We start from the raw sequence: 19,898 nt of genomic DNA, 5'->3' as shown, positions 1-19,898 counted from the left end.
TTATAGTAAAAAAGAAACCAGCATCGGCAATATAATTGACGTATAAACAGCGCTTAAAATCATCGCAATCGAGCTAATTGCTCCTTCATTTGTGCCAATTTCCAACGCTCTTGATGTGCCAATTCCATGTGATGCAGTCCCAAATCCTAAACCCACTCCAACAAAGTGATCGACCTTGACCCATTTTAATAGGATTGGACCAAACATGGCACCCGAAATTCCGGCAATCATCACATAGACGGCTGCAAGTGCAGGGATTCCACCTGTTACACTTGCAATATCCATCGCAACCGGTGTGGTAACAGATTTTGGAGAAATGGAAAGTATGATTGTAGGATCTACTCCTACTATTTTTGAAAAATAAAGCCCTGTGGCAATTCCAGTAGTAGAGCCTACAAAGACACCTATTATAATGGGCATAAAAAATTCTTTTAAAGATTTTCGATTTTGATATAAAGGATAGGCCAATGCCACCACAGCAGGACCAAGTAGTTCATCAATCCATTTCCCTCCCATCATATATGTTTTATATGGTATGGAGAAAATCAGTAAGAAGATAAGGATGACAAACGTAGTCGTCGCAATAGGTACTAGTAATGGATGAGTTACTCGTTTATACAGCCTTGTCATCATTAAAAAAATAACAATTGTACAAACGATAGAAGCAATTGTTAAAACGAAATTCATGCCCCGTAACCCTCCCCGAGATCCTTGCTTCGCTTTTTCCTAGTCGCGATTTTTTCGCCAACTACACTAGAGATTACCATGACAAGAAAAGTACTCAATAATACAATAGCTACCGTGATAATGCCCTTCCCATAAAAAAAGGATAAGTAATCCATGATTCCAACGGTTGCTGGTACAAAGAGAAGTGCTAAATAGGTGAGCAAAAATTGTGCCCCATCCCCTAACCATTTTTCTTTGACGATTTTTGTATGCAATAATAAAAACAACAAAATCATCCCAATGATACTTCCCGGTATGGCTGTATGTAAAAGCCCTTGAATCAAGGTTCCCAGCCAATAAATCAGATACAAAATCGCAATCTGAATACAAATCTTAACAAATCTCATCGAAAGTTCCCCTTTTTATTTCAATGAAAAGATAGATAGCGGCTGATATTTTGGCGATCGGTTCAGATGGGTTTGGTATAAGACAAAATGCTCCGCCTTAAAGATCGATTTATCTTCCTTCGGTTGTACGATATCCTGTAGTTGTGTTGGCAAAAAGGAACTTTCCGATTTCCATCTTCTTGCCATTGTAATATGCGGAGTAAATCGTCGCTTATCAAGAGAAAAGCCCAAGTCTGTACACGCTAGATACACATCTTTTTGCAGCATACGTAATGACTCGCTCTCCTCTACTCCAGCCCATAAAATCCGAGGTGAATCTGTTTTTCCAAAGGTGCCCAATTCGTTTATTTGAAGCGTAAAACGTTCGTATTGCTTGGCGATTTCGGCCATTTGCCTTTTAATATCAGTGAGTTGTTTAAAGGATGCCTGCCCTCCCAAAAAAGCAAGCGTAATATGTAAATCCTCAGGATGAACCCAAGACTTGAACATTAGCCGTGGTTCCAACATTTCTCGCCATTTGGATAATAACTCTTTTGTCTCGGCTGGAAGTGCGAGTGCAAGAAAATAATGGGTTTGATGCTCCATATAAAAGCCCCTCTTTTTCGATATTTATTGTATCATTTTAACAAACTTACGGGTAAAGGGAAACTTAGGGGAGGAGATTGGATTTACTTGAAGTAATATACACGATGGCGTTTAGTGCCAGTGTTTTTTAAATGAAGAGAAGCTAGTATACGTCTAGCAGCAGAAGGTGAATCCAACTGTAAAAAATCTCTTAATTGACTATTTGTAATCGTGTTTCCAATAAGAAGTTGAAAATCCGTTATAGAATTAAGATGTGCATCTTTTGAAGTATACAAGCATGAGGAACAATGCCAGGTTCTTTGTGTCCTTTTCATTGGGATTTTTCCACATTTGGGACAACTTACACCTTTTAATAATTTATTTTGGTCGCTCTTAAATTGTTTAAGTATATCTTCATCAAATGGAGTGTGTTTTTTCAAAAGTGATTTTGACAATTTTTGAAGTTGTTTTTTCTCGTAATTTTCTTTTCTATGTCTCTTTTCAAATAGTTCTATTTTTGAAAGAAAACTGGGACTTTTGATGACCTTGTGAATTTGATTGTGACCTTCACTTGCAGAGATTATAGAAGATGGGTTTGTAAAAATAACTAATGTTTCGCTTAGGATTGGGGGGAATTTTAAATATTGCAACATTCGCCTTAACTGGATCTGGTGTCTATTTATTTGCGCAATCGGGCAGGAGTATGCTTTCTTTCTATCGTCAACTGTTTGAATCAGTTGGTCAAACTTCCCGTCAAAATAAAGCTCTCCACGATAATTTTTAGCATCAATGATTAAAATAAACGTGGGACTCATTAGAAGGATGTCTATTTCAAAGAAATGCTCACCGGAGATATCTGGTAGTCGTAAATTATGGAGAGTTAGATAGTCTTTTTCTTTTAAAAAGCTTAAATAATACTTTAAAGATTGTTCGCCTCGGTACCCGGATATTCTTTTTCTGAATTCCTCACGAATTTCTGCATATTTTGGATGAGATTCATCTACTCTTCTTAGAAGTGCCTCCAATTTTCGTAATCTAAGTGGCATTTCTAATTCTTTTTTGATCATTTAACCAACTCCTTTGTTATTGATAACACTTTTTTCTACATAAATAGCTAAAATCCTTCAAAAAATTTGTGTGATTTTTTCATGATTTTTTTCTATCGGCGATAATTTAGTTCTATCGACGAAATAATTTAGTTCTATCGGCGATAATTTAGTTCTATCGACGTTAATTTAATTCTATCGGCGTTAATTTAATTCTATCGGCGATAATTTGATTCTATCGGCGATAATCCATTTCTATCGGCGTTAGCAGAATCCAAACAAAAAATAAGCCCGCCATCCATGGCGGGCCATTTACTTACTCTATTATTTTGCTAAATCATATATCGCCTGAGCATAGATAGCGGTCGCTTTTAGTAAATCCTCGACTAAAATAAATTCGTCCTTTTGGTGGGCAACATCAGGTCGTCCAGGGAACAATGGTCCAAACGCGACGCCTGCTTCTAATGATCTTGCATATGTACCTCCACCAATTGAAACTAAAGTTGCTTCTTCACCTGTCTGTTCTTCATACACTTTTTGAAGGGTTTGAATCAACGGATGATTTTTATCGACATGATGAGGTGCAGAATTGCTATAATTGGTAAGCTCAAAGCCAATTTCCTCACAAACTTCTTCAATTTTCTTTTTAGTACCATCCATATCATTCGTTACAGGGTAACGTAGGTTTAAACCAAGGCTTCCACCATCTGCTTTCGTATAAGCAAGCTTTCCGACATTGATGGTTAAGTCTCCTGTAATGTCGTCACTATAAGCAACACCTAAACTTCGTCCCCTGGAATCTCCTACAAAATACTTAGTCACCATACTTAAATAATGCTTTGCTTGTTCATCTAATGAATACTCTTGTAAAAAGGATGATAAATATAGACCCGCATTTTTACCATGGTCCGGCTCCATTCCGTGTGCTGATACACCTTCTACCTGAAAAACAACAGTATCCTCATCACAAATGCCTCGCCCCATTAATGCGTTCTTATCTAAAAACGCCTGGAATTCATTAACCATTTCAAGCAAATTGCCTTTTCCTTCAAGCTTCGCCTCAGCAAAATCCGGAACCATGTTATAGCGACGACCTGAGTTGAATGATGCCAATTGAAGCTCACCATCTGAAGAAGCTTGAGATTGTTGAACTAGGTCAAAATCTGCAATTCCTTTTTCAGCGTAAATGATTGGAAAATCTGCATCAGGTGCAAAGCCCATTGTCGGCATTTCTTCGTGTTTGAAATAATGGTCTACACAACGCCAATCACTTTCTTCATCTGTTCCAATAATCATTCGTACACGCTTTGAAAGCGGAAGATTTAATTCCTTAACGATTTTCATTGCGTAATAGGCAGCCATTGTTGGTCCTTTATCGTCTAAAGAGCCTCTGGCAATGATTTTTCCATCATGAATTTCTGCACCAAATGGATTGCTTGACCATCCATCTCCTTCTGGCACAACATCAATATGACATAAAATCCCGATTAATTCCTTTCCAGAGCCCATTTCGAGATGGCCTGCATATCCATCAAGGTTTTTCGAGGTAAACCCATCCTCACTGCCTTTTTCCAATAGATAATGAAGTGCCTCATCAATCCCAGCCCCAAATGGTGCAGCCGGGGTTCCATTTTCCTCATCAAGGACACTTTTTATTCTCAAGAAATCCTGAGTATCTGTAATAAGCTGATCTTTACGTCTTTCTACTTCTTCTAGCCAGTTAATCTGTTCCATCTGAATTCTCCTTACAAAATGATTAATATCAGTCCCAATATAAATATTACAGGAAGCGAAATGAAATTCACAATATAGTGTTCCGCCTGAATCCGAATAATATCATCTTTTCTTACGTTGACGATAAAATGATTGGACATAATCCGATTTACTATAATCTTAACCCACATTCTAAGAATGATAATAAATCCAAAAAAGATTAACCATTTGATCCAAAATGGGGGAATTATCAGCAAAGCCGCCGTTGTAATACTCGTGATTTGTAGACATTGAAATAAATAAGACTTATTACGAAAAAATACTTTTATACATAATTCTTGTAAGCTTTTCCTACGATTGCGATTCTTGTAAATTCGTTTTGATTTTCGATAAAAAAGTGGACTCCGTTTCTTCTGACTCGGTACTTTTTCCACGTATTCGGAAAAAGCAAAAATACTTCTCACATACGTAAGCTTAGCTTGTTTCTCTATATCAACATCGGTTGAAAAGCTTGTAAGCCTATTTATCCTTTTAGAGGAGTTCAATAAAAATAAAAACCATTGAATCACACTAATGATAAATAAAAAGATGACAGACGTATCAATGCTCCACATGACTAGTGTTGTAGAGAAAATCCAACATGCAAGGAAAAGCAGTATGGTATAGAGGCTCTTTTTCCATGTTGAAGCAATACCATCTAAGTATTGTTTCCACCCAAGAATAAGTGCCTTTAAGCTAATAAAATAAAGGGCTAATCCAAGTATTTCACTCACGGATAGGGTGTAAAGATTTAATAAAAATGGCGCACAAATACCGATAAAAAATAGAATTCCAATACTATATCCACCCACATAGAGATTTCTTGTCCATTTTTTCAAAGCGACAACAAGGGAACTTTTTTGCAATAAAAATAATTGGTCCGCTTCTTCCAAAAATGTCCGAATCCGTCCTTGCCAGCAAATGAAATAAAGCAGGCTAACTATAAATGAAAGCGGGAAACCATTCATCCAACTTGGAATGTCTGACCACCATGTATAATAATGATAACCGCCAATTGCAATGACCGGAATGAATAAATATAAAAATATCGTCCAATCTACAACACTTCTAAATACTCCCCATTGATACGCAATTTCCTTACGAAGTCTCGTTGAAAAAAGGCGTTTATTCATCGGACGTCTCACCTTGCACAATTTGGTTAAAACAACGGAGAAGCGAGCCTTCATGTAAATTAGCCTTTTTACGGATATCATCAAGTTCACCTTGAGCCTTCAGTCTACCATCATCCACCAAGAGGAAACGATCACATACCTTTTCAGCGGTATCTAGGACATGTGTACTCATTAATATCCCTGCACCACGTTGTTTTTCCAAATCAATAAGCGTTAAAAAATCCTGCATTGCCATCGGATCTAATCCAACAAATGGTTCATCAATAATATAAATATCGGGTTTTATGAGAAAAGCAGTAATAAGCATAACCTTTTGCTGCATTCCTTTAGAAAATGTACTTGGAAGCTTATGAATCACTTTTTCCATATGAAAGAGTTTAACTAACCTTATTGCCCGCTCATTAAAGTGAGCATTATCAATCTCCATTACTCCTGCTGCCAAATCAAGATGCTCCCATAATGTCAGTTCATCATAAAAAACCGGTCTTTCCGGGATATACGAATATGTATGGTTATTTATGAAATCAATTTTCCCATTGGTATTTTCTAATAATCCAAGAATCGTTTTTATTGTTGTACTTTTTCCAGCACCATTAGGCCCTATGAGCCCAACAATCTCACCTCGGTTGATTGAAAAAGATAGATCTTCTACAATCCTACTATTTTCTTCATAGCCTGAATTCTGTATTGATACTTCCAATAAGTTTCGTTCCATTACCAATCCCTCCGCTCTTTCATACGAAAAATAACCGAGAAAGTTCCCTATTTTAGAAAAGGATTTACCAAACTGTAATAAAAATGTAAAAAACAGAATAGTAGAAATAATTTATGATTATAATAGAACCAAATGAAGATTTTTGACAATTTATGTAGAAAGAGTCATACTATTCAGATACAACTATATATATATAGCAAACGCACCTGTAAAGAAATGAGGTGAAATGGGACATATATATAAGATTGAGTTTTTAAAAAAAGAAAAACTGTTGCGAATCGTTATTTTGAGAAAATTAGTTTAAGAGTACGACTGAGGCATGTCTATCATGTACAAAAATGATAAGGAGTGGTTTTTTGAAACCTTCAACAAACCGTATGTTAACTCGTATCAAATCAGTCTACATGTTTATTAACGAAAAAGGGACTGTAACAACTCAGGAGCTTGTGGATGAATTTGGAATTACATCACGAACCATTCAGCGCGATTTGAATGTGTTAGCATATAATGATTTGGTTCAAAGCCCTAGCCGAGGAAAATGGACAATCACAAAGAAGAAAGTCAAAATATCTTAGCAACAACCATAAGGGGCGCATGAAGAAGGTAGCAAATTACTTCACACTAGAAGGCCTTTTCATACAGATACATATATAGAAACTAGATTCAGATGAAAAAAGGGGGCTGTCCGAAAAGTCATTGAAAAGTGACTTTTGAGGACAGCCTCCTTCTTTTATATTATTTTCAGGTTAAAACATGGTGTTGATTTCCGCTGCAGCTACTCGCTTTCCGCGGGCGGTCCGAGAGCCTCCTCGTCGCAAGCTCCTGCGGGGTCTCTCCTGGCCACGCTTTTCCCGCAGGAGTCTCGTACCTTCCGCTTCAATCAACTAGATTTAAAACAGTAATTTTTACACAATTCTTAAAAAAGTACACAAAAAAATCGTCTTTTCAAGTAAAATTGTAAGTGACCAAACCAACAACTTTCGAAAGGACGATTTTTATGAGTAATCAAATGACTACTGAATTAAATTATAACACGGAACAAACTACCCTTCCACTAAATATCCAAGAAGAAACTTGCGTTTCACCTAAGAGAGAACTCCGTCCCACATTCATTCCATACAATAATCAACAAATTACCTTCATTCCTGATATTCAAGAACTGATTCCAGATCATCACGTGGCACGAGTAATTGACGAAATGGTTGAAGCTATTCCTGATGAAAAGTTGTTCTCCCATTATAAGGGAGGGGGCAGAAGTTCATTTCATCCAAAAATGATGCTTAAAGTCATTTTGTATGGATATTCCCAAAAAACATATTCATGTCGTGGAATAGAAAAAATGTTAGAAGAAAATATTCCAGCTATGTGGTTAGCCGCGATGCAAAAACCAGATTTCCGTACATTAAATGATTTTCGCGGACAACGAATGAAATCATTAATGAACGAGCTATTCGAAGCTATGATTTTAAACCTCATAAAAGATGGATACATAACAATGGAAAACTATTTTTTGGATGGGACAAAGATCGAAGCCAATGCCAATAAGTATTCTTTCGTATGGAAAAAGGCTACAACCAAATTTGAGGAGACGTTAAGAGGAAAAATTCAAGAAACCCTACGCCACATAGAAATGATGACCGAGTTAGAGGCTTCTGATGATGTACAAAACAATACTCAGAATTCAGAAAACCTTACTTTTAAGCTTGAGGAAATAGCAGAAACTCTTGAAGAAAAAGTAGAAGTATTGTCTGAGGAACTAAAGAACGAAACAAATGCAGAAGTTAAAAAAGAAATTAGACAAAAACGGAGCTTATTCACAAAGCCTTTAAAGTTAATCCGTAAGGATTTCATACCACGTCTAGCAAAATACAAAGAACAGAACAATACATTTGGTAATCGTAATAGCTATTCTAAAACCGACAAAGATGCAACATTCATGAGAACCAAAGAGGATCATATGAAAAATGGTCAACTAAAACCCTGTTATAATGTTCAAATGGCAACAGAGAATCAATTTATTTTGTACTATTCCATCCATCAGCGCCCAACAGATACACGTTGCTTTAAGGAACATTTGGAGAGACTAGCTTCCTCGTCTTTACCAATGCCTAAAGTAGTTATTGCCGATGCGGGTTATGGAAGTGAAGAAAACTATTTATACGCCATTGGTGAAGGTAAAGAACCTCGTTTTGAGTTCCTCATTCCTTACGGAAGCTATATGAAGGAACAAACTCGCAAATACAAAAACGATATTAGTAACGCGAAGAACTGGGTTTACAACGAACAGGATGACATGTTCATTTGCCCGAATAACCGAAAGGTTTTGTTTAAAAAGTATCTAACAAAAAAGAACTCATCGGGTTATGAACAAAGTTACAAAATATATGAATGCGAAGATTGTACAGATTGCCCATTAAGACAACAATGTACAAAAGCAAAAGGTAATCGCCAGGTTCATTGGAACACAATATTTGAAGAAATGAAAGCAAAGGCAAAAACAGCCCTTGAATGTGAGGAGAAAGCAACTATCTATTCTCAACGTAAAATTGAGGTAGAAAGTGTGTTCGGTCACATCAAGGGCAATCGGTCGTTCCGCAGATTTTCTCTGCGGGGGCTCGATAAGGTTCATGTCGAGTTTGGGATTGTGGCATTAGCACACAATCTATTGAAAGTAGCAGGCATCCGCCTGGCTACTTTCAATAATCAAAATCCATCAAAAAAGCAGCGAGAGAAAAACATAACATTTTTCTCTCGCTGCTTTACTATTTTTGGGACTTTTTAGACAGCCCCTTGTTACTTTTTCGTATACGTTTTTAATAGTGTAACCTCTTCTTCTGTGAGTTCTCGGTATTCACCGAGCTCAAGTGTTTCATCTAGTGGTAATGGCCCCATCTTCGTTCTTTTCAAATAGACGACACGTTTTCCAACTGCTTCAAACATTCGTTTTACTTGATGAAATTTTCCTTCCTCGATTACAACTTCAATCTCAGAACGTAATCCGCTGCTTATGATCGTGAGGACTGCTGGCATCGTTTCATATCCATCATCAAGGACCACGCCATTTCGAAAAGCCTCCACATCCTCTTCTGCTACCTCCCCCTCAATGATGGCTACATACGTTTTCGGAACATGTTTTTTTGGGGAAAGCAATTGATGTGCAAGCTGCCCATCATTTGTTAAAAGCAGCAACCCTTCCGTATCTTTGTCCAACCTTCCAACTGGAAAAGGCTTATAGACCGCATCTTCCATTTCTAACAAATCTAAGACTGTATCATGAAGATGATCCTCTGTTGCGGAAATGACACCTTGAGGCTTATTTAACATTAAATAGATAAATTCCTTGTATTCAATCACTTCTCCATGAACAGTGACTATATCTGATTCGACTTTTACATGCTTACTAGAATCTTTAACCGGAATGCCATTTATTTGAACGGTTCCTGATTTTAATAAGCCTTTTACCTCTTTTCGACTTCCAAAACCTCGATTTGCAAGTAATTTATCAATTCGCAATGCAATAACCTCCTTTACCTGTACGAATACCTATCTTTATTAGATTAGGCGTTTTATTTATTGCACAAACGCCCTATTAACATACACTGTTACTGTAGTTTTAAAAAGAAAAAGGAGCGAGACCACTATGTATTATTATGATTATGATTATCGTCAACAACCTCAGGGTTTCTTCCCAGGAACTCCTGGATTCCCAGGTGGAGGCAGCGGAAACGTAAACCTTCGTCTCGACCGTCTAGAGCGCCAAATGCAAAGACTACAAAATCAGATTGATCGTCTAGACCGTCGTGTAGACCGAATTGAGCGCCGTCTCGGCTTTGGTACGTTCCAAGGCTAACACATAAAGAGAACCTTCTAACACCCGGGAACACCTAATCACACACACACGAAGTATAAGTATCTTTAAAAAAAGGCTGGCACTCACTGCACAGCCTTTTTCTTATTTCTTGATAAAAATGAAATTCGGTTGCCAATTAAGACCTCTAATAGGCGTGAACGATATGCTAAATATAGGTACACAACAGCACCTACACCTACACCTACTAATAGCACAAAGACCGACTGTAATCTCCCATTTTCGTATTCGACAATAAATGATAGTAACCATTCAATCAACAGTATCGTCAAAGCCATCACTGTCGCAAAAATGGCCATTAAAAGCGTTCTTCTTATAAACAATGAATAGCTATACCCCGCATGTCTTGAAATCATCCAGAAGCAATACGCAATTGCAACCGTGTAACCTAAAGCTGTTGCAAGTATTGAACCTATCTCGCCAAACCAGGTAATAAACAAACTATTAAAACTTATTTTTAGAATAAGCCCCATGAACAAACTTACAACTGCAAATTTTTGCTTATTAATTCCTTGTAAAATAGCAGCTGATATCGAATAAAATGAAAATAGAATCGCAACAGGTGCATACCATCTTAAAATTCTGCCACCAGCCTCATTCATTTCAAATAACGCATTGAAGGTTGGGTACGCTAGTACTGATAAACCAACAACTGCCGGTAAAACCAACAAAACACAAATTTGAAATGTCTTATCAATTTGGCTTCTAAGTAGTTTAAAATCTCCTGAAGTAAATGAATTTGTAATCGTTGGAACAAGTGTCAAACTAAACGCTGTTGCCAAAGAAACGGGAATCATGACTAATTTTGGAACCATAAATGTGACATATGAGAATAATCCCTCTGATACATCTTTGTCAAAACCATTTTCTATCATTGTCCTGTTAAAGGTTAGTTGGTCAACGTATTGATAAAGCGGTATTGATAGTCCGACAAGGACAAAAGGTCCTGCGTAAGAGAAAAGCTCCTTAAACATTTCCTTTGTTGTCATATCCGTTTGTCGCCTACTTTTTGCGAGCATTTCATCTAAATATGGTTTTCGCTTAAACCAATACCAAATGAGGACTGCCAACCCACCCAGTGCCCCGATAAACGCACCAAATGTAGCTAATCCAACTGCGAATACCCTTTCACCAGCCATTACCTGCATCACAATAAAGGTTGCAGACAGGACGAAAAGAATTCGAACAATTTGCTCCACAACCTGTGAAACAGCTGTTGGTCCCATTGATTGGTGTCCCTGGAAAAAGCCTCTTTGAATACTCATAATCGGAACGACAAGTAGTGCAAAGCTGACCATTCGAATGACATACGTAACATCTTCAACTGTATTTTTTGCATCTTCTCCACCAAGAACAATGGGTGCAAGAATGGGTGCAAGTAAGTTTAAAATTGTAAAACCTAATAGACCGGTAAGCCCCATCACGATAAGTCCGGATTTATACATCCTCATTCCAGTATGATAATCGCCAAGGGAATTATATTTTGAAACAAATTTAGAAACAGCAGCTGGAATTCCGGCTGTTGAGATAAATAAAAAGATGGTATATTGAGCATATCCATAGGAATAAAGAGCAGAACCAATATCTCCAACTAAATAAACGAATGGAAATACATAAATCATTCCAAGTACTCGAGAAATATATGTAGCAAGGGTTAAGACTAACGTCCCACGCAGTAATTTTGAATTAGAATCTGCCATATTAAATCCCCAATCTCTATTTTTGAAGACTAACTAATCAAGTTTATCATATTTATAAAAATTAATAACCTACATTTATTTGTCAGTTTCATGACATATTGGATTCTTTCGCTTTTTCATGTATAGTTTAGACTTATTGAATTTGAAATTCAACGTTATTCTAAGGACTGTTCCCATGATATGATGTAGATAAGAAAATATGGGAGTGTGGAAAGCCATGAATCATATTATCTTATTTGATGGAGTCTGTAATTTTTGCAATAGCAGTGTGCAATTTATCCTGAAAAGAGATTCGAAACAAATGTACCATTTTGCTTCTCTTCAAAGTGAAGCAGGAAAGTCATTATTGAAAAAACATGGAATTCCTGAGGATATTAATAGTTTTGTATTAATTGAAGGTGATCAGTATTATACAAAATCGAGTGCGGCATTAAGAGTCTGTCTTAATCTAGGTGGTGCATACCGCTTTTTGTATATATTTAAATTGATACCGGCCCCCATCAGGGACATATTTTATCATATAATTGCCAATAATCGTTATAAATGGTTTGGAAAGCAGGAAAGCTGTATGCTTCCTTCTCCAAAGGTTCGGAAGCGATTTTTAGATTAAGGAGTGTTTAAATTTGCAGTATGATGTTGTTGTAATTGGAGGAGGACCTTCTGGGTTAATGGCTGCGATTGCCGCCGGTGAGCAAGGGGCGAAGGTACTTCTTTTAGATAAAGGGAATAAGCTTGGAAGAAAGCTTGCGATTTCAGGTGGTGGACGCTGTAATGTCACAAACCGTCTTCCAATCGATGAAATCATTAAGCACATTCCAGGAAATGGTCGGTTTTTATATAGTGCATTTTCTGTTTTTAATAACGAAGATATTATCGCTTTCTTTGAAAAATTAGGCATTCAGCTTAAAGAAGAAGACCATGGCAGAATGTTTCCAACAACCAATAAAGCACAATCTGTTGTTGATGCTTTGCTAACTAGGCTTCAGTCATTAGATGTCCATATCGAAACAAACACACCTGTTGCTAAGATTGAATATAAAGATGGACGTGTAGACGGTGTTCATTTAAAAAATGGTGAATATATAGAGGCTGGCTGTATCGTTGTCGCTGTCGGAGGTAAATCGGTGCCACAAACAGGTTCGACTGGAGACGGCTATGCTTGGGCCCAAGCAGCCGGTCATACGATAACAGACCTTTTCCCAACTGAAGTTCCGGTTACATCTGACGAGGAATTCATCAAAAACAAAACGTTACAAGGTTTAGCTCTACGGGATGTTGCTGTTAGTGTCCTAAACCCTAAAGGAAAAACAGTCATCACCCATCAAATGGACATGCTGTTTACTCACTTTGGAATTTCGGGACCAGCCGTTTTACGCTGTAGTCAGTTTGTTGTAAAAACGATGAAGAAGTTTAATGTAGATCGTGTAGTCGTGAGTATTGATGCACTTCCATCATTAAACGAGGAGCAGATCTTTCAGCAGATTTTAAAACAAGCAAAAGAAGATCCAAAGAAATCTTTAAAAAATATCTTAAAAGGCTTTTTACCAGAAAGATACCTACTATTTTTGCTGGAGAAAAATGAAATTGACCCTCTCGTAACATATGCAAATTTATCGCATGACCGTATTCGTGCGTTTGCGAAAGATTGCAAACAATTTCAGTTCACGGTCAACGGAACGCTGCCAATTGAAAAAGCATTTGTAACAGGTGGTGGGGTTTCAATAAAAGAGATTCATCCAAAGGAAATGGAATCCAAATTAATGACCGGACTCTTTTTCTGTGGGGAAATCCTTGATATTCACGGATATACAGGCGGTTATAATATTACATCTGCCCTTGTGACAGGGAGATTAGCCGGTGAAAATGCAGGAAAACAAGCAACTGCCTTACGAAACTAAAATAGAGCCTAACTCATTAGCAACTAGTGGGTTAGGCTCTATATATGATCATTGCTGAAAAACAAAAAATTTGGTCATCCTCTTGGTCACAGGAAACCCCAACTTGAAATTTAACCTCAACAATATCTTGTTCATCCACTTTTTCAAAGAAACGATTCATCTTGTGCTCTAAATCCTCTTCATGTTCTTCATCAAAAACCTTAACCTTTAATGCCATAAACTCCACCTCCACAACTAGTATTGACAGAGTTTTAGATTCTTAAGCTTATAATCTAGGTTTTTTTAGTTTTTTAAGGATTGTGAACGCCACAATGAGTAAGATTCCGATTATGGAAAGATATAATACCAGATTTGATTTTCCTAGCTCTCCTTGCAAATTAACTTTTTCAGTTGGAACCTTCCCTTTGCCAAGTATACCTATATCCTCACCCGCTGCAGATAATAATTCCGTTCTCTCACAAAATCCTGTTTCTAATTGTTCTTTATCCCCATAAGAATAAACAAGATATTCCTTATTTAATTCAAATTCATATCCACAGCTCGCACCAGATCTTGCCGTGCTTACGATAATCTGGGATGTATGAATACCTTTCCAACTTTCCTTAACCTCAAATAACACTTTTATTGGGTCGGCACTTGATTGGTTGTAGGAAGATTCATTTTTATCACTAAGGCCAATCACTTTTCCAGAAAAAACCGCTGTTTTTCTATTTAATTCCTCATTTACGGATTCCGACCGAGCACAATCACATGCAGATGCTTGTCGTGGGAAAAGGCTAATAAAAATCAGAAAAAGCAACAGTAGGACAAGTAGCCCTTTTATATATTTCAAATTGTCGACCCCCTTTTTAGGTATAGTCGCAAAAGGAAGTGAAAGGTTGCATATAATGAAAAATTAATGCACTTCCTTTCTTTCAAACACCCCTGTAAATAAAAAGCAGGTTACGAAAGCTACCAACGCTACTGTAATAGCCATAACAAGACCGATAAATGCCATGAATGTATCGTCTCCTGGGAATTCTGGTTCAAGTGTTACAATCAAATAGGTAAAAACAATCGTTAGTAGCAAATAAAAGCTACTTCCGATAAATCCTCTTAAAATCCGTCCCTTCTTATCACCAGTCCAAGCATTTAGTAAAATAATCCAGACTACTAAGCTTACAAGGACAGCCCCAAACATAATCAATAAATGAAGATAAGGAATTGTTAAAAAACCCAGTAAAAAAAGGATTAGTAAAGTTGAACCAAATAGAAATGCATTTAACACAAATAAAAATAACCCACTAAGCCAAGGGTTTTGGAACCACTCATAACTTGATAGTTTTTTTACTAGACGATTATTAAGACTATTACTATTTACCAGTTTATTACGATTTATCCCCACTAAAATGATTAACAATATACCGACCATTAAAAAAAGCGTCATATTTTCCTCCTTTAAAAAATAGTAATTAATTTGATTTTAATGGAGGTTTTATTGTTTTTCAATAAATTTTTATTACTTTTAAATACAATATTATTGTTTTGTTTATTTTCCACCAAAACAAAAGCGTGAATTCACAGTAGAATCCACGCTAGATATGTATCAGAACCTGTTTTATCGTTTAATTTCACCAGTCCAATTCATCATGCCACCTACCATGTTTCGGACTTTGTAGCCTTGGTCATCTAGATAGGCACAGACGTTGAAGCTTCTTCCACCTGAGCGGCAAATGATAATGTATTCTGTGTCCTTATCAAAATACCCTAGGTTTTCTGGAATTTCCCCCATTTTTATATGCTTAGCACCCGGAATCATACCCTCTGCTACTTCTTCATCCTCTCGGACATCGACTAGCTCTAATTTTTCACCATTCTCAAGCTTTTGTTTTAGTTCTTCTGTTGTGATTTCTTCAATCATAGGTCCCATCCTTTCAAAAATCGTCTCGACCATTATATCAAAGTGGAAATAAAGAATACAATTTTCCACGTTTTGTCAAACTAGAATTTGGATATAAAAAAGAGTATGATGAAACTAGCTGAACTTTATTCAGCAAAAGTCCCAAAATTTAATTATGTGTGAGAATGTAATAAGAATTTTGTAGGGGTTTAATAAAGCTGAATAAAGTTAGAGCCTCCGGCGGATGCCACGATTTTTCAAAGGAAATTTTTCGATCAAAGGATCAAAGACTAAAAACGCCACGTCCTGTGGCAACGTCTTTGTGACCCACCTCGTGTGGGCCTAAAAAAATCGGGCGCAAATACGCCAAGGCGCATTTGATTATAGGGGGAAATTAAGTTGACTTATCCAAATACTGATGAAACAATTCAATTCATAAAGGAACTTGTTTCGATTCCAAGTCCATCTGGGAACACCAATGAAGTGATAACTTTTGTTGAAAAACTTCTAACAGAAGCAAATGTGGATACATACAGAAATCGCAAAGGCGGTCTCATCGCTACACTTCCTGGAAAGGATACACAAAAACATCGTATGCTCACTGCCCATGTTGACACATTAGGAGCTATCGTAAAGGAAATCAAACCAAGCGGTCGATTAAAGCTTGATCTCATCGGTGGTTTTAAATATAACTCCATCGAAGGTGAATATTGCCGCATTGAGACTTCCACAGGAAAATTCTATACGGGTACAATCCTGATGCATCAGCAATCCGTACATGTCTATAAAGATGCTGGAAAGGCTGAGCGTAATCAAGATAATATGGAAGTCCGTATTGATGAAAAAGTAAAAAGTGCAGATGAGGTTCGAGCACTTGGTATTGAGGTTGGGGACTTTGTTTCCTTTGACCCACGATTTGAGGTTACACCTAAAGGTTATATCAAATCTCGTCACTTAGATGATAAAGCAAGTGTTGGCATTCTGCTGCAACTGATTAAACAAATCAAGGCTGAAAACATTGAACTTCCATATACAACCCATTTTTTAATTTCAAATAACGAGGAAATTGGATATGGCGGAAATTCTAATATCACCCCTGAAACTGTTGAATATTTAGCTGTGGATATGGGTGCAATGGGTGATGGTCAATCAACAGATGAATATACAGTTTCCATTTGTGTGAAAGATGCAAGTGGTCCATATCACTACGCATTCCGTAAAAAGCTAGTCCAGCTTGCTGAAAAACATGAGATTGGCTATAAGCTAGACATCTATCCTTACTATGGATCTGATGCTTCTGCAGCGATTCGTTCCGGACATGATATTATCCACGGATTAATCGGTCCTGGAATTGACTCTTCTCACGCATTTGAGCGCACACATAAGGACTCAATCGAAAACACAACAAAATTGATTTATCATTATCTACAATCCGAAATGGTTGAATAAGCGTATCCGGATGAAACCTCAGGCATCCTGTTACAAAAATAAAGCCCTCCACATGGAGGGCTTTATTTTTAATTCGCTACAATATTCACAAGCTTTCCAGGTACCGCAATTACCTTACGGACTGTTTTGCCTTCAATTTGTTCTTTGATTGGGTCTGCACCCATCGCAATTTGCTCAAGTACTTCTTTAGAAGCATCCGCTGGAACATGAAGCTTCGCTTTTACTTTTCCATTCACTTGAATAACAATCTCAATTTCAGCTTCCACTAATTTTGCTTCATCAAATGCTGGCCATGATTCATAAGCAATTGAGCCTGTATTACCTAACTTCTCCCAAAGCTCTTCGGCAAGATGTGGAGCAACTGGAGAAAGAAGTTTTACAAATCCTTCAATAAATGGCTTCGGTAATTCAGATGCTTTGTATGCTTCATTAATGAAAACCATTAATTGTGAAATCGCAGTATTAAAGTGTAATGCTTCGTAATCCTCTGTTACCTTCTTCACTGTTTGGTGATACACACGTTCAAGTGAAGTATCATTTGAGTCAGCTTTTACTTTTGATGATATGCTTCCATTGTCATCAACGAATAAACGCCAAATTCGATCTAGGAATCGTCGAGAACCATCAAGTCCGTTTGTTGACCAAGCGATTGAAGCATCTAATGGTCCCATGAACATTTCATACAAACGAAGCGTATCAGCACCGTGTGATTCAATAATATCATCAGGATTTACAACATTTCCTTTTGACTTACTCATTTTTTCGTTACCTTCACCAAGAATCATCCCTTGGTTGAAAAGCTTTTGGAATGGTTCTTTCGTTGAAACAACGCCAATATCATAAAGAACTTTGTGCCAGAATCTTGCATATAGCAAGTGTAGCACTGCATGCTCGGCTCCACCGATGTAAATATCAACTGGTAACCATTCTTTTAATTTTTCCGGATCTGCTAGAGCTTCTTCATTATGTGGATCAATATAACGTAAATAGTACCAGCAGCTACCTGCCCATTGTGGCATGGTGTTCGTTTCGCGTCGGCCTTTTTTGCCGGTCTTCTCATCAACCACATTTACCCATTCGGTAATATTCGCTAGTGGTGATTCACCTGTTCCAGAAGGTTTGATTTCCTTCGTTTTTGGAAGCATAAGTGGAAGTTCTTCCTCTGGAACAGTTGTCATTGTTCCATCTTCCCATTGAATGATTGGAATTGGTTCACCCCAATAACGTTGGCGGCTAAATAACCAATCGCGTAGCTTGTAGGTAATTTCCTTCTTACCAATCTTGTTTTCCTCTAGCCATGAAATCATTTTAGTAATGGCTTCTTCTTTATTTAAACCATTAAGAAAATCTGAATTTACATGTTCACCGTCGCCAGTATATGCTTCTTTAGTAACATCTCCACCAGCTACTACTTCTTTAATCGGCAATTCAAATTTCACAGCAAATTCATAGTCACGCTCATCATGGGCAGGAACCGCCATGATTGCACCTGTTCCATAACTCATTAGGACATAATCCGCAATCCAGATTGGCATTTTTTCTTGGTTTACAGGGTTGATGGCATATGCACCTGTGAATACGCCCGTTTTGTCTTTTGCTAAATCAGTACGCTCAAGATCACTCTTACTCTTAATTTTATTTATATAAGCAGTAACTGCTTCTTTTTGTTCAGGTGTAGTAATCTTATCCACAAATGGGTGCTCAGGAGCAAGTACTGCGTAAGTAGCACCAAATAGAGTATCCGGACGAGTTGTGAAAACAGTAAATGTTTCATCATGTCCATCAATGTTGAAAGTTACATGTGCTCCCTCAGAACGACCAATCCAGTTGCGCTGCATTTCTTTTAAGCTTTCGGGCCAGTCTAGTTCTTCTAAGTCTTCTAGTAAACGCTCTGCATATGCTGTAATTCTTAACACCCATTGTCTCATTGGACGTCTTTCTACAGGATGGCCTCCACGTTCACTTTTTCCATCGATGACTTCTTCATTAGCAAGTACTGTTCCTAATGCTGGACACCAGTTAACAGGAATTTCATCAACATATGCTAATCCTTTTTCATAAAGCTTAGTGAAAATCCATTGAGTCCATTTATAATAGTTAGGATCTGTTGTGTTAATTTCACGATCCCAATCATATGAAAATCCGAGTTCTTTAATTTGACGACGGAAGGTATTGATATTTTTTTCGGTGAATTCAGCAGGGTCATTACCGGTATCTAATGCATATTGTTCAGCAGGTAACCCGAATGCATCCCAACCCATTGGGTGTAGAACATTGTACCCCTGCATTCTCTTCATTCTTGCTAAAATATCAGTAGCAGTATAACCTTCTGGGTGACCTACATGTAGTCCAGCACCAGATGGATATGGAAACATGTCTAGCGCATAAAATTTACGCTTACCTTTGTCTTCAGTTGTCTTAAATGTTTTGTTCTGTTCCCAATGCTGCTGCCATTTTTTTTCAATCTTTTGGTGATTAAAACTCATAAGACTTCCTCCTTAAATAATCCTAAAAAACCTCTAAAAAACAAAAAACCTCTAATCCCAAAAAGGGACGAGAGGATATGTATTCTTCCCGCGGTACCACCCACATTAGTGACAAACTGTGCACTCACTTCATTTATCCTTAACGCGGACCATACGATAAGCACTAGTATACTCTTCATGCTTATTGCTCTAAGGCGAGTTCATGTTCATCAACGATTGACTTGCACCACCCGTCAACTCTCTAAAACGTGTATAGAACATTACTACTCCTTTTCAACGCTTCATTAATTTTTAATTATACTCAGTATTGTATAGAATTTGCGAAAGAACTGCAA

20 protein-coding genes and 1 other annotated feature are annotated in these 19,898 nt (G+C 37.4%); of the genes, 6 read left to right on the top strand and 14 right to left on the bottom strand.

What is annotated here, in order from left to right; translation table 11 throughout:
- The 7 genes from ABC371_RS12155 to ABC371_RS12125 form a co-directional block, all read right to left on the bottom strand.
- Positions 1-687 carry an LrgB family protein gene (locus ABC371_RS12155; protein ID WP_412897033.1) on the bottom strand — a complete coding sequence of 229 codons (687 nt, stop codon included), beginning with the start codon at positions 685-687 and terminating at the stop codon, positions 1-3.
- Positions 684-1,073, bottom strand: coding sequence for a CidA/LrgA family protein (locus ABC371_RS12150; protein WP_412897032.1), 390 nt, complete (start codon positions 1,071-1,073; stop codon positions 684-686). Before ABC371_RS12150 ends, ABC371_RS12155 begins: the two co-directional genes overlap by 4 nt.
- A 15-nt stretch (positions 1,074-1,088) precedes the next feature.
- The gene (thpR, locus tag ABC371_RS12145) at positions 1,089-1,658 is read right to left on the bottom strand and encodes an RNA 2',3'-cyclic phosphodiesterase (protein ID WP_412897031.1); all 570 of its coding nucleotides are present in this window, start codon (positions 1,656-1,658) and stop codon (positions 1,089-1,091) included.
- 83 nt (positions 1,659-1,741) lie between these two features.
- Positions 1,742-2,704 (bottom strand): NERD domain-containing protein, encoded by a 963-nt coding sequence (locus tag ABC371_RS12140; protein ID WP_412897030.1) that lies wholly within the window; start codon positions 2,702-2,704, stop codon positions 1,742-1,744.
- Positions 2,705-3,007: 303 nt separating this feature from the next.
- A complete protein-coding gene (gene pepV, locus ABC371_RS12135) occupies positions 3,008-4,417 on the bottom strand; it encodes a dipeptidase PepV (protein ID WP_412897029.1) in 1,410 nt (469 codons plus the stop codon).
- Between the two features lie 11 nt (positions 4,418-4,428).
- A complete protein-coding gene (locus tag ABC371_RS12130) occupies positions 4,429-5,568 on the bottom strand; it encodes an ABC transporter permease (RefSeq protein ID WP_412897028.1) in 1,140 nt (379 codons plus the stop codon).
- Positions 5,561-6,283, bottom strand: a complete 723-nt coding sequence (locus ABC371_RS12125; RefSeq protein WP_412897027.1) for an ABC transporter ATP-binding protein — start codon at positions 6,281-6,283, stop codon at positions 5,561-5,563. Before ABC371_RS12125 ends, ABC371_RS12130 begins: the two co-directional genes overlap by 8 nt.
- A gap of 356 nt (positions 6,284-6,639) precedes the next feature.
- Between ABC371_RS12125 and ABC371_RS12120 the strand changes: the two genes are divergently transcribed.
- Both ABC371_RS12120 and ABC371_RS12115 read left to right on the top strand, forming a co-directional pair.
- Positions 6,640-6,858 carry a DeoR family transcriptional regulator gene (locus ABC371_RS12120; RefSeq protein WP_412897026.1) on the top strand — a complete coding sequence of 73 codons (219 nt, stop codon included), beginning with the start codon at positions 6,640-6,642 and terminating at the stop codon, positions 6,856-6,858.
- Positions 6,859-7,280: 422 nt separating this feature from the next.
- A complete protein-coding gene (locus ABC371_RS12115; RefSeq protein ID WP_412896157.1) occupies positions 7,281-9,065 on the top strand; it encodes an IS1182 family transposase in 1,785 nt (594 codons plus the stop codon).
- A gap of 11 nt (positions 9,066-9,076) precedes the next feature.
- Here ABC371_RS12115 and ABC371_RS12110 read toward each other — a convergent pair whose 3' ends face one another.
- On the bottom strand, positions 9,077-9,796 hold the full coding sequence (locus ABC371_RS12110) for a pseudouridine synthase (protein ID WP_412897025.1): 720 nt from the start codon (positions 9,794-9,796) through the stop codon (positions 9,077-9,079).
- Between the two features lie 127 nt (positions 9,797-9,923).
- Here ABC371_RS12110 and ABC371_RS12105 point away from each other — a divergent pair, with 127 nt between their 5' ends.
- Complete coding sequence (locus ABC371_RS12105; protein ID WP_412897024.1) at positions 9,924-10,133, top strand: hypothetical protein; 210 nt, start codon at positions 9,924-9,926, stop codon at positions 10,131-10,133.
- Between the two features lie 83 nt (positions 10,134-10,216).
- Here the strand turns inward: ABC371_RS12105 and ABC371_RS12100 are convergent, their stop codons facing one another.
- Complete coding sequence (locus tag ABC371_RS12100) at positions 10,217-11,851, bottom strand: putative polysaccharide biosynthesis protein (protein ID WP_412897023.1); 1,635 nt, start codon at positions 11,849-11,851, stop codon at positions 10,217-10,219.
- A gap of 217 nt (positions 11,852-12,068) precedes the next feature.
- Here ABC371_RS12100 and ABC371_RS12095 point away from each other — a divergent pair, with 217 nt between their 5' ends.
- Positions 12,069-12,461: a thiol-disulfide oxidoreductase DCC family protein gene (locus ABC371_RS12095; protein WP_412897022.1), complete on the top strand. Its 393-nt coding sequence runs from the start codon at positions 12,069-12,071 to the stop codon at positions 12,459-12,461.
- A gap of 13 nt (positions 12,462-12,474) precedes the next feature.
- Entirely contained in the window at positions 12,475-13,749 is a 1,275-nt protein-coding gene (locus ABC371_RS12090) for a BaiN/RdsA family NAD(P)/FAD-dependent oxidoreductase (protein WP_412897021.1), read from the top strand.
- Between the two features lie 31 nt (positions 13,750-13,780).
- On the opposite strand, the gene ABC371_RS12085 is transcribed toward ABC371_RS12090, so the two are convergent.
- The 4 genes from ABC371_RS12085 to ABC371_RS12070 form a co-directional block, all read right to left on the bottom strand.
- Positions 13,781-13,966, bottom strand: a complete 186-nt coding sequence (locus ABC371_RS12085) for a sporulation protein Cse60 (RefSeq protein ID WP_335366174.1) — start codon at positions 13,964-13,966, stop codon at positions 13,781-13,783.
- 48 nt (positions 13,967-14,014) lie between these two features.
- Positions 14,015-14,581, bottom strand: a complete 567-nt coding sequence (locus ABC371_RS12080) for a hypothetical protein (RefSeq protein ID WP_412897020.1) — start codon at positions 14,579-14,581, stop codon at positions 14,015-14,017.
- A 63-nt stretch (positions 14,582-14,644) separates the two neighbouring features.
- Complete coding sequence (locus tag ABC371_RS12075; RefSeq protein WP_412897019.1) at positions 14,645-15,175, bottom strand: hypothetical protein; 531 nt, start codon at positions 15,173-15,175, stop codon at positions 14,645-14,647.
- Between the two features lie 171 nt (positions 15,176-15,346).
- Positions 15,347-15,649 (bottom strand): rhodanese-like domain-containing protein, encoded by a 303-nt coding sequence (locus ABC371_RS12070; RefSeq protein ID WP_412897018.1) that lies wholly within the window; start codon positions 15,647-15,649, stop codon positions 15,347-15,349.
- 378 nt (positions 15,650-16,027) lie between these two features.
- On the opposite strand from ABC371_RS12070, the gene ABC371_RS12065 reads away from it, so the two are divergent.
- A complete protein-coding gene (locus ABC371_RS12065) occupies positions 16,028-17,077 on the top strand; it encodes a M42 family metallopeptidase (protein WP_412897017.1) in 1,050 nt (349 codons plus the stop codon).
- Between the two features lie 68 nt (positions 17,078-17,145).
- On the opposite strand, the gene leuS is transcribed toward ABC371_RS12065, so the two are convergent.
- Complete coding sequence (gene leuS, locus ABC371_RS12060; RefSeq protein ID WP_412897016.1) at positions 17,146-19,563, bottom strand: leucine--tRNA ligase; 2,418 nt, start codon at positions 19,561-19,563, stop codon at positions 17,146-17,148.
- A 60-nt stretch (positions 19,564-19,623) separates the two neighbouring features.
- Positions 19,624-19,849, bottom strand: a binding site (T-box leader).
- Positions 19,850-19,898: the final 49 nt, after the last annotated feature.

This window comes from Bacillus jepli, from assembly GCF_047238305.1.
Taxonomy (GTDB): Bacteria; Bacillota; Bacilli; order Bacillales; family Bacillaceae_L; genus Ferdinandcohnia.
The sequence above is the reverse complement of the archived record's forward strand: the minus strand, read 5'-3'. Positions and strand labels throughout refer to the sequence as shown.

Excerpts from the sequence above, each read along its gene's own strand:
- ABC371_RS12155 (WP_412897033.1), bottom strand. The coding sequence starts at position 687 with ATGAATTTCGTTTTAACAATTGCTTCTATCGTTTGTACAATTGTTATT.
- ABC371_RS12150 (WP_412897032.1), bottom strand. The coding sequence starts at position 1,073 with ATGAGATTTGTTAAGATTTGTATTCAGATTGCGATTTTGTATCTGATT.
- thpR (WP_412897031.1), bottom strand. The coding sequence starts at position 1,658 with ATGGAGCATCAAACCCATTATTTTCTTGCACTCGCACTTCCAGCCGAG.
- ABC371_RS12140 (WP_412897030.1), bottom strand. The coding sequence starts at position 2,704 with ATGATCAAAAAAGAATTAGAAATGCCACTTAGATTACGAAAATTGGAG.
- pepV (WP_412897029.1), bottom strand. The coding sequence starts at position 4,417 with ATGGAACAGATTAACTGGCTAGAAGAAGTAGAAAGACGTAAAGATCAG.
- ABC371_RS12130 (WP_412897028.1), bottom strand. The coding sequence starts at position 5,568 with ATGAATAAACGCCTTTTTTCAACGAGACTTCGTAAGGAAATTGCGTAT.
- ABC371_RS12125 (WP_412897027.1), bottom strand. The coding sequence starts at position 6,283 with ATGGAACGAAACTTATTGGAAGTATCAATACAGAATTCAGGCTATGAA.
- ABC371_RS12115 (WP_412896157.1), top strand. The coding sequence starts at position 7,281 with ATGAGTAATCAAATGACTACTGAATTAAATTATAACACGGAACAAACT.
- ABC371_RS12105 (WP_412897024.1), top strand. The coding sequence starts at position 9,924 with ATGTATTATTATGATTATGATTATCGTCAACAACCTCAGGGTTTCTTC.
- ABC371_RS12100 (WP_412897023.1), bottom strand. The coding sequence starts at position 11,851 with ATGGCAGATTCTAATTCAAAATTACTGCGTGGGACGTTAGTCTTAACC.
- ABC371_RS12095 (WP_412897022.1), top strand. The coding sequence starts at position 12,069 with ATGAATCATATTATCTTATTTGATGGAGTCTGTAATTTTTGCAATAGC.
- ABC371_RS12085 (WP_335366174.1), bottom strand. The coding sequence starts at position 13,966 with ATGGCATTAAAGGTTAAGGTTTTTGATGAAGAACATGAAGAGGATTTA.
- ABC371_RS12075 (WP_412897019.1), bottom strand. The coding sequence starts at position 15,175 with ATGACGCTTTTTTTAATGGTCGGTATATTGTTAATCATTTTAGTGGGG.
- ABC371_RS12070 (WP_412897018.1), bottom strand. The coding sequence starts at position 15,649 with ATGATTGAAGAAATCACAACAGAAGAACTAAAACAAAAGCTTGAGAAT.
- leuS (WP_412897016.1), bottom strand. The coding sequence starts at position 19,563 with ATGAGTTTTAATCACCAAAAGATTGAAAAAAAATGGCAGCAGCATTGG.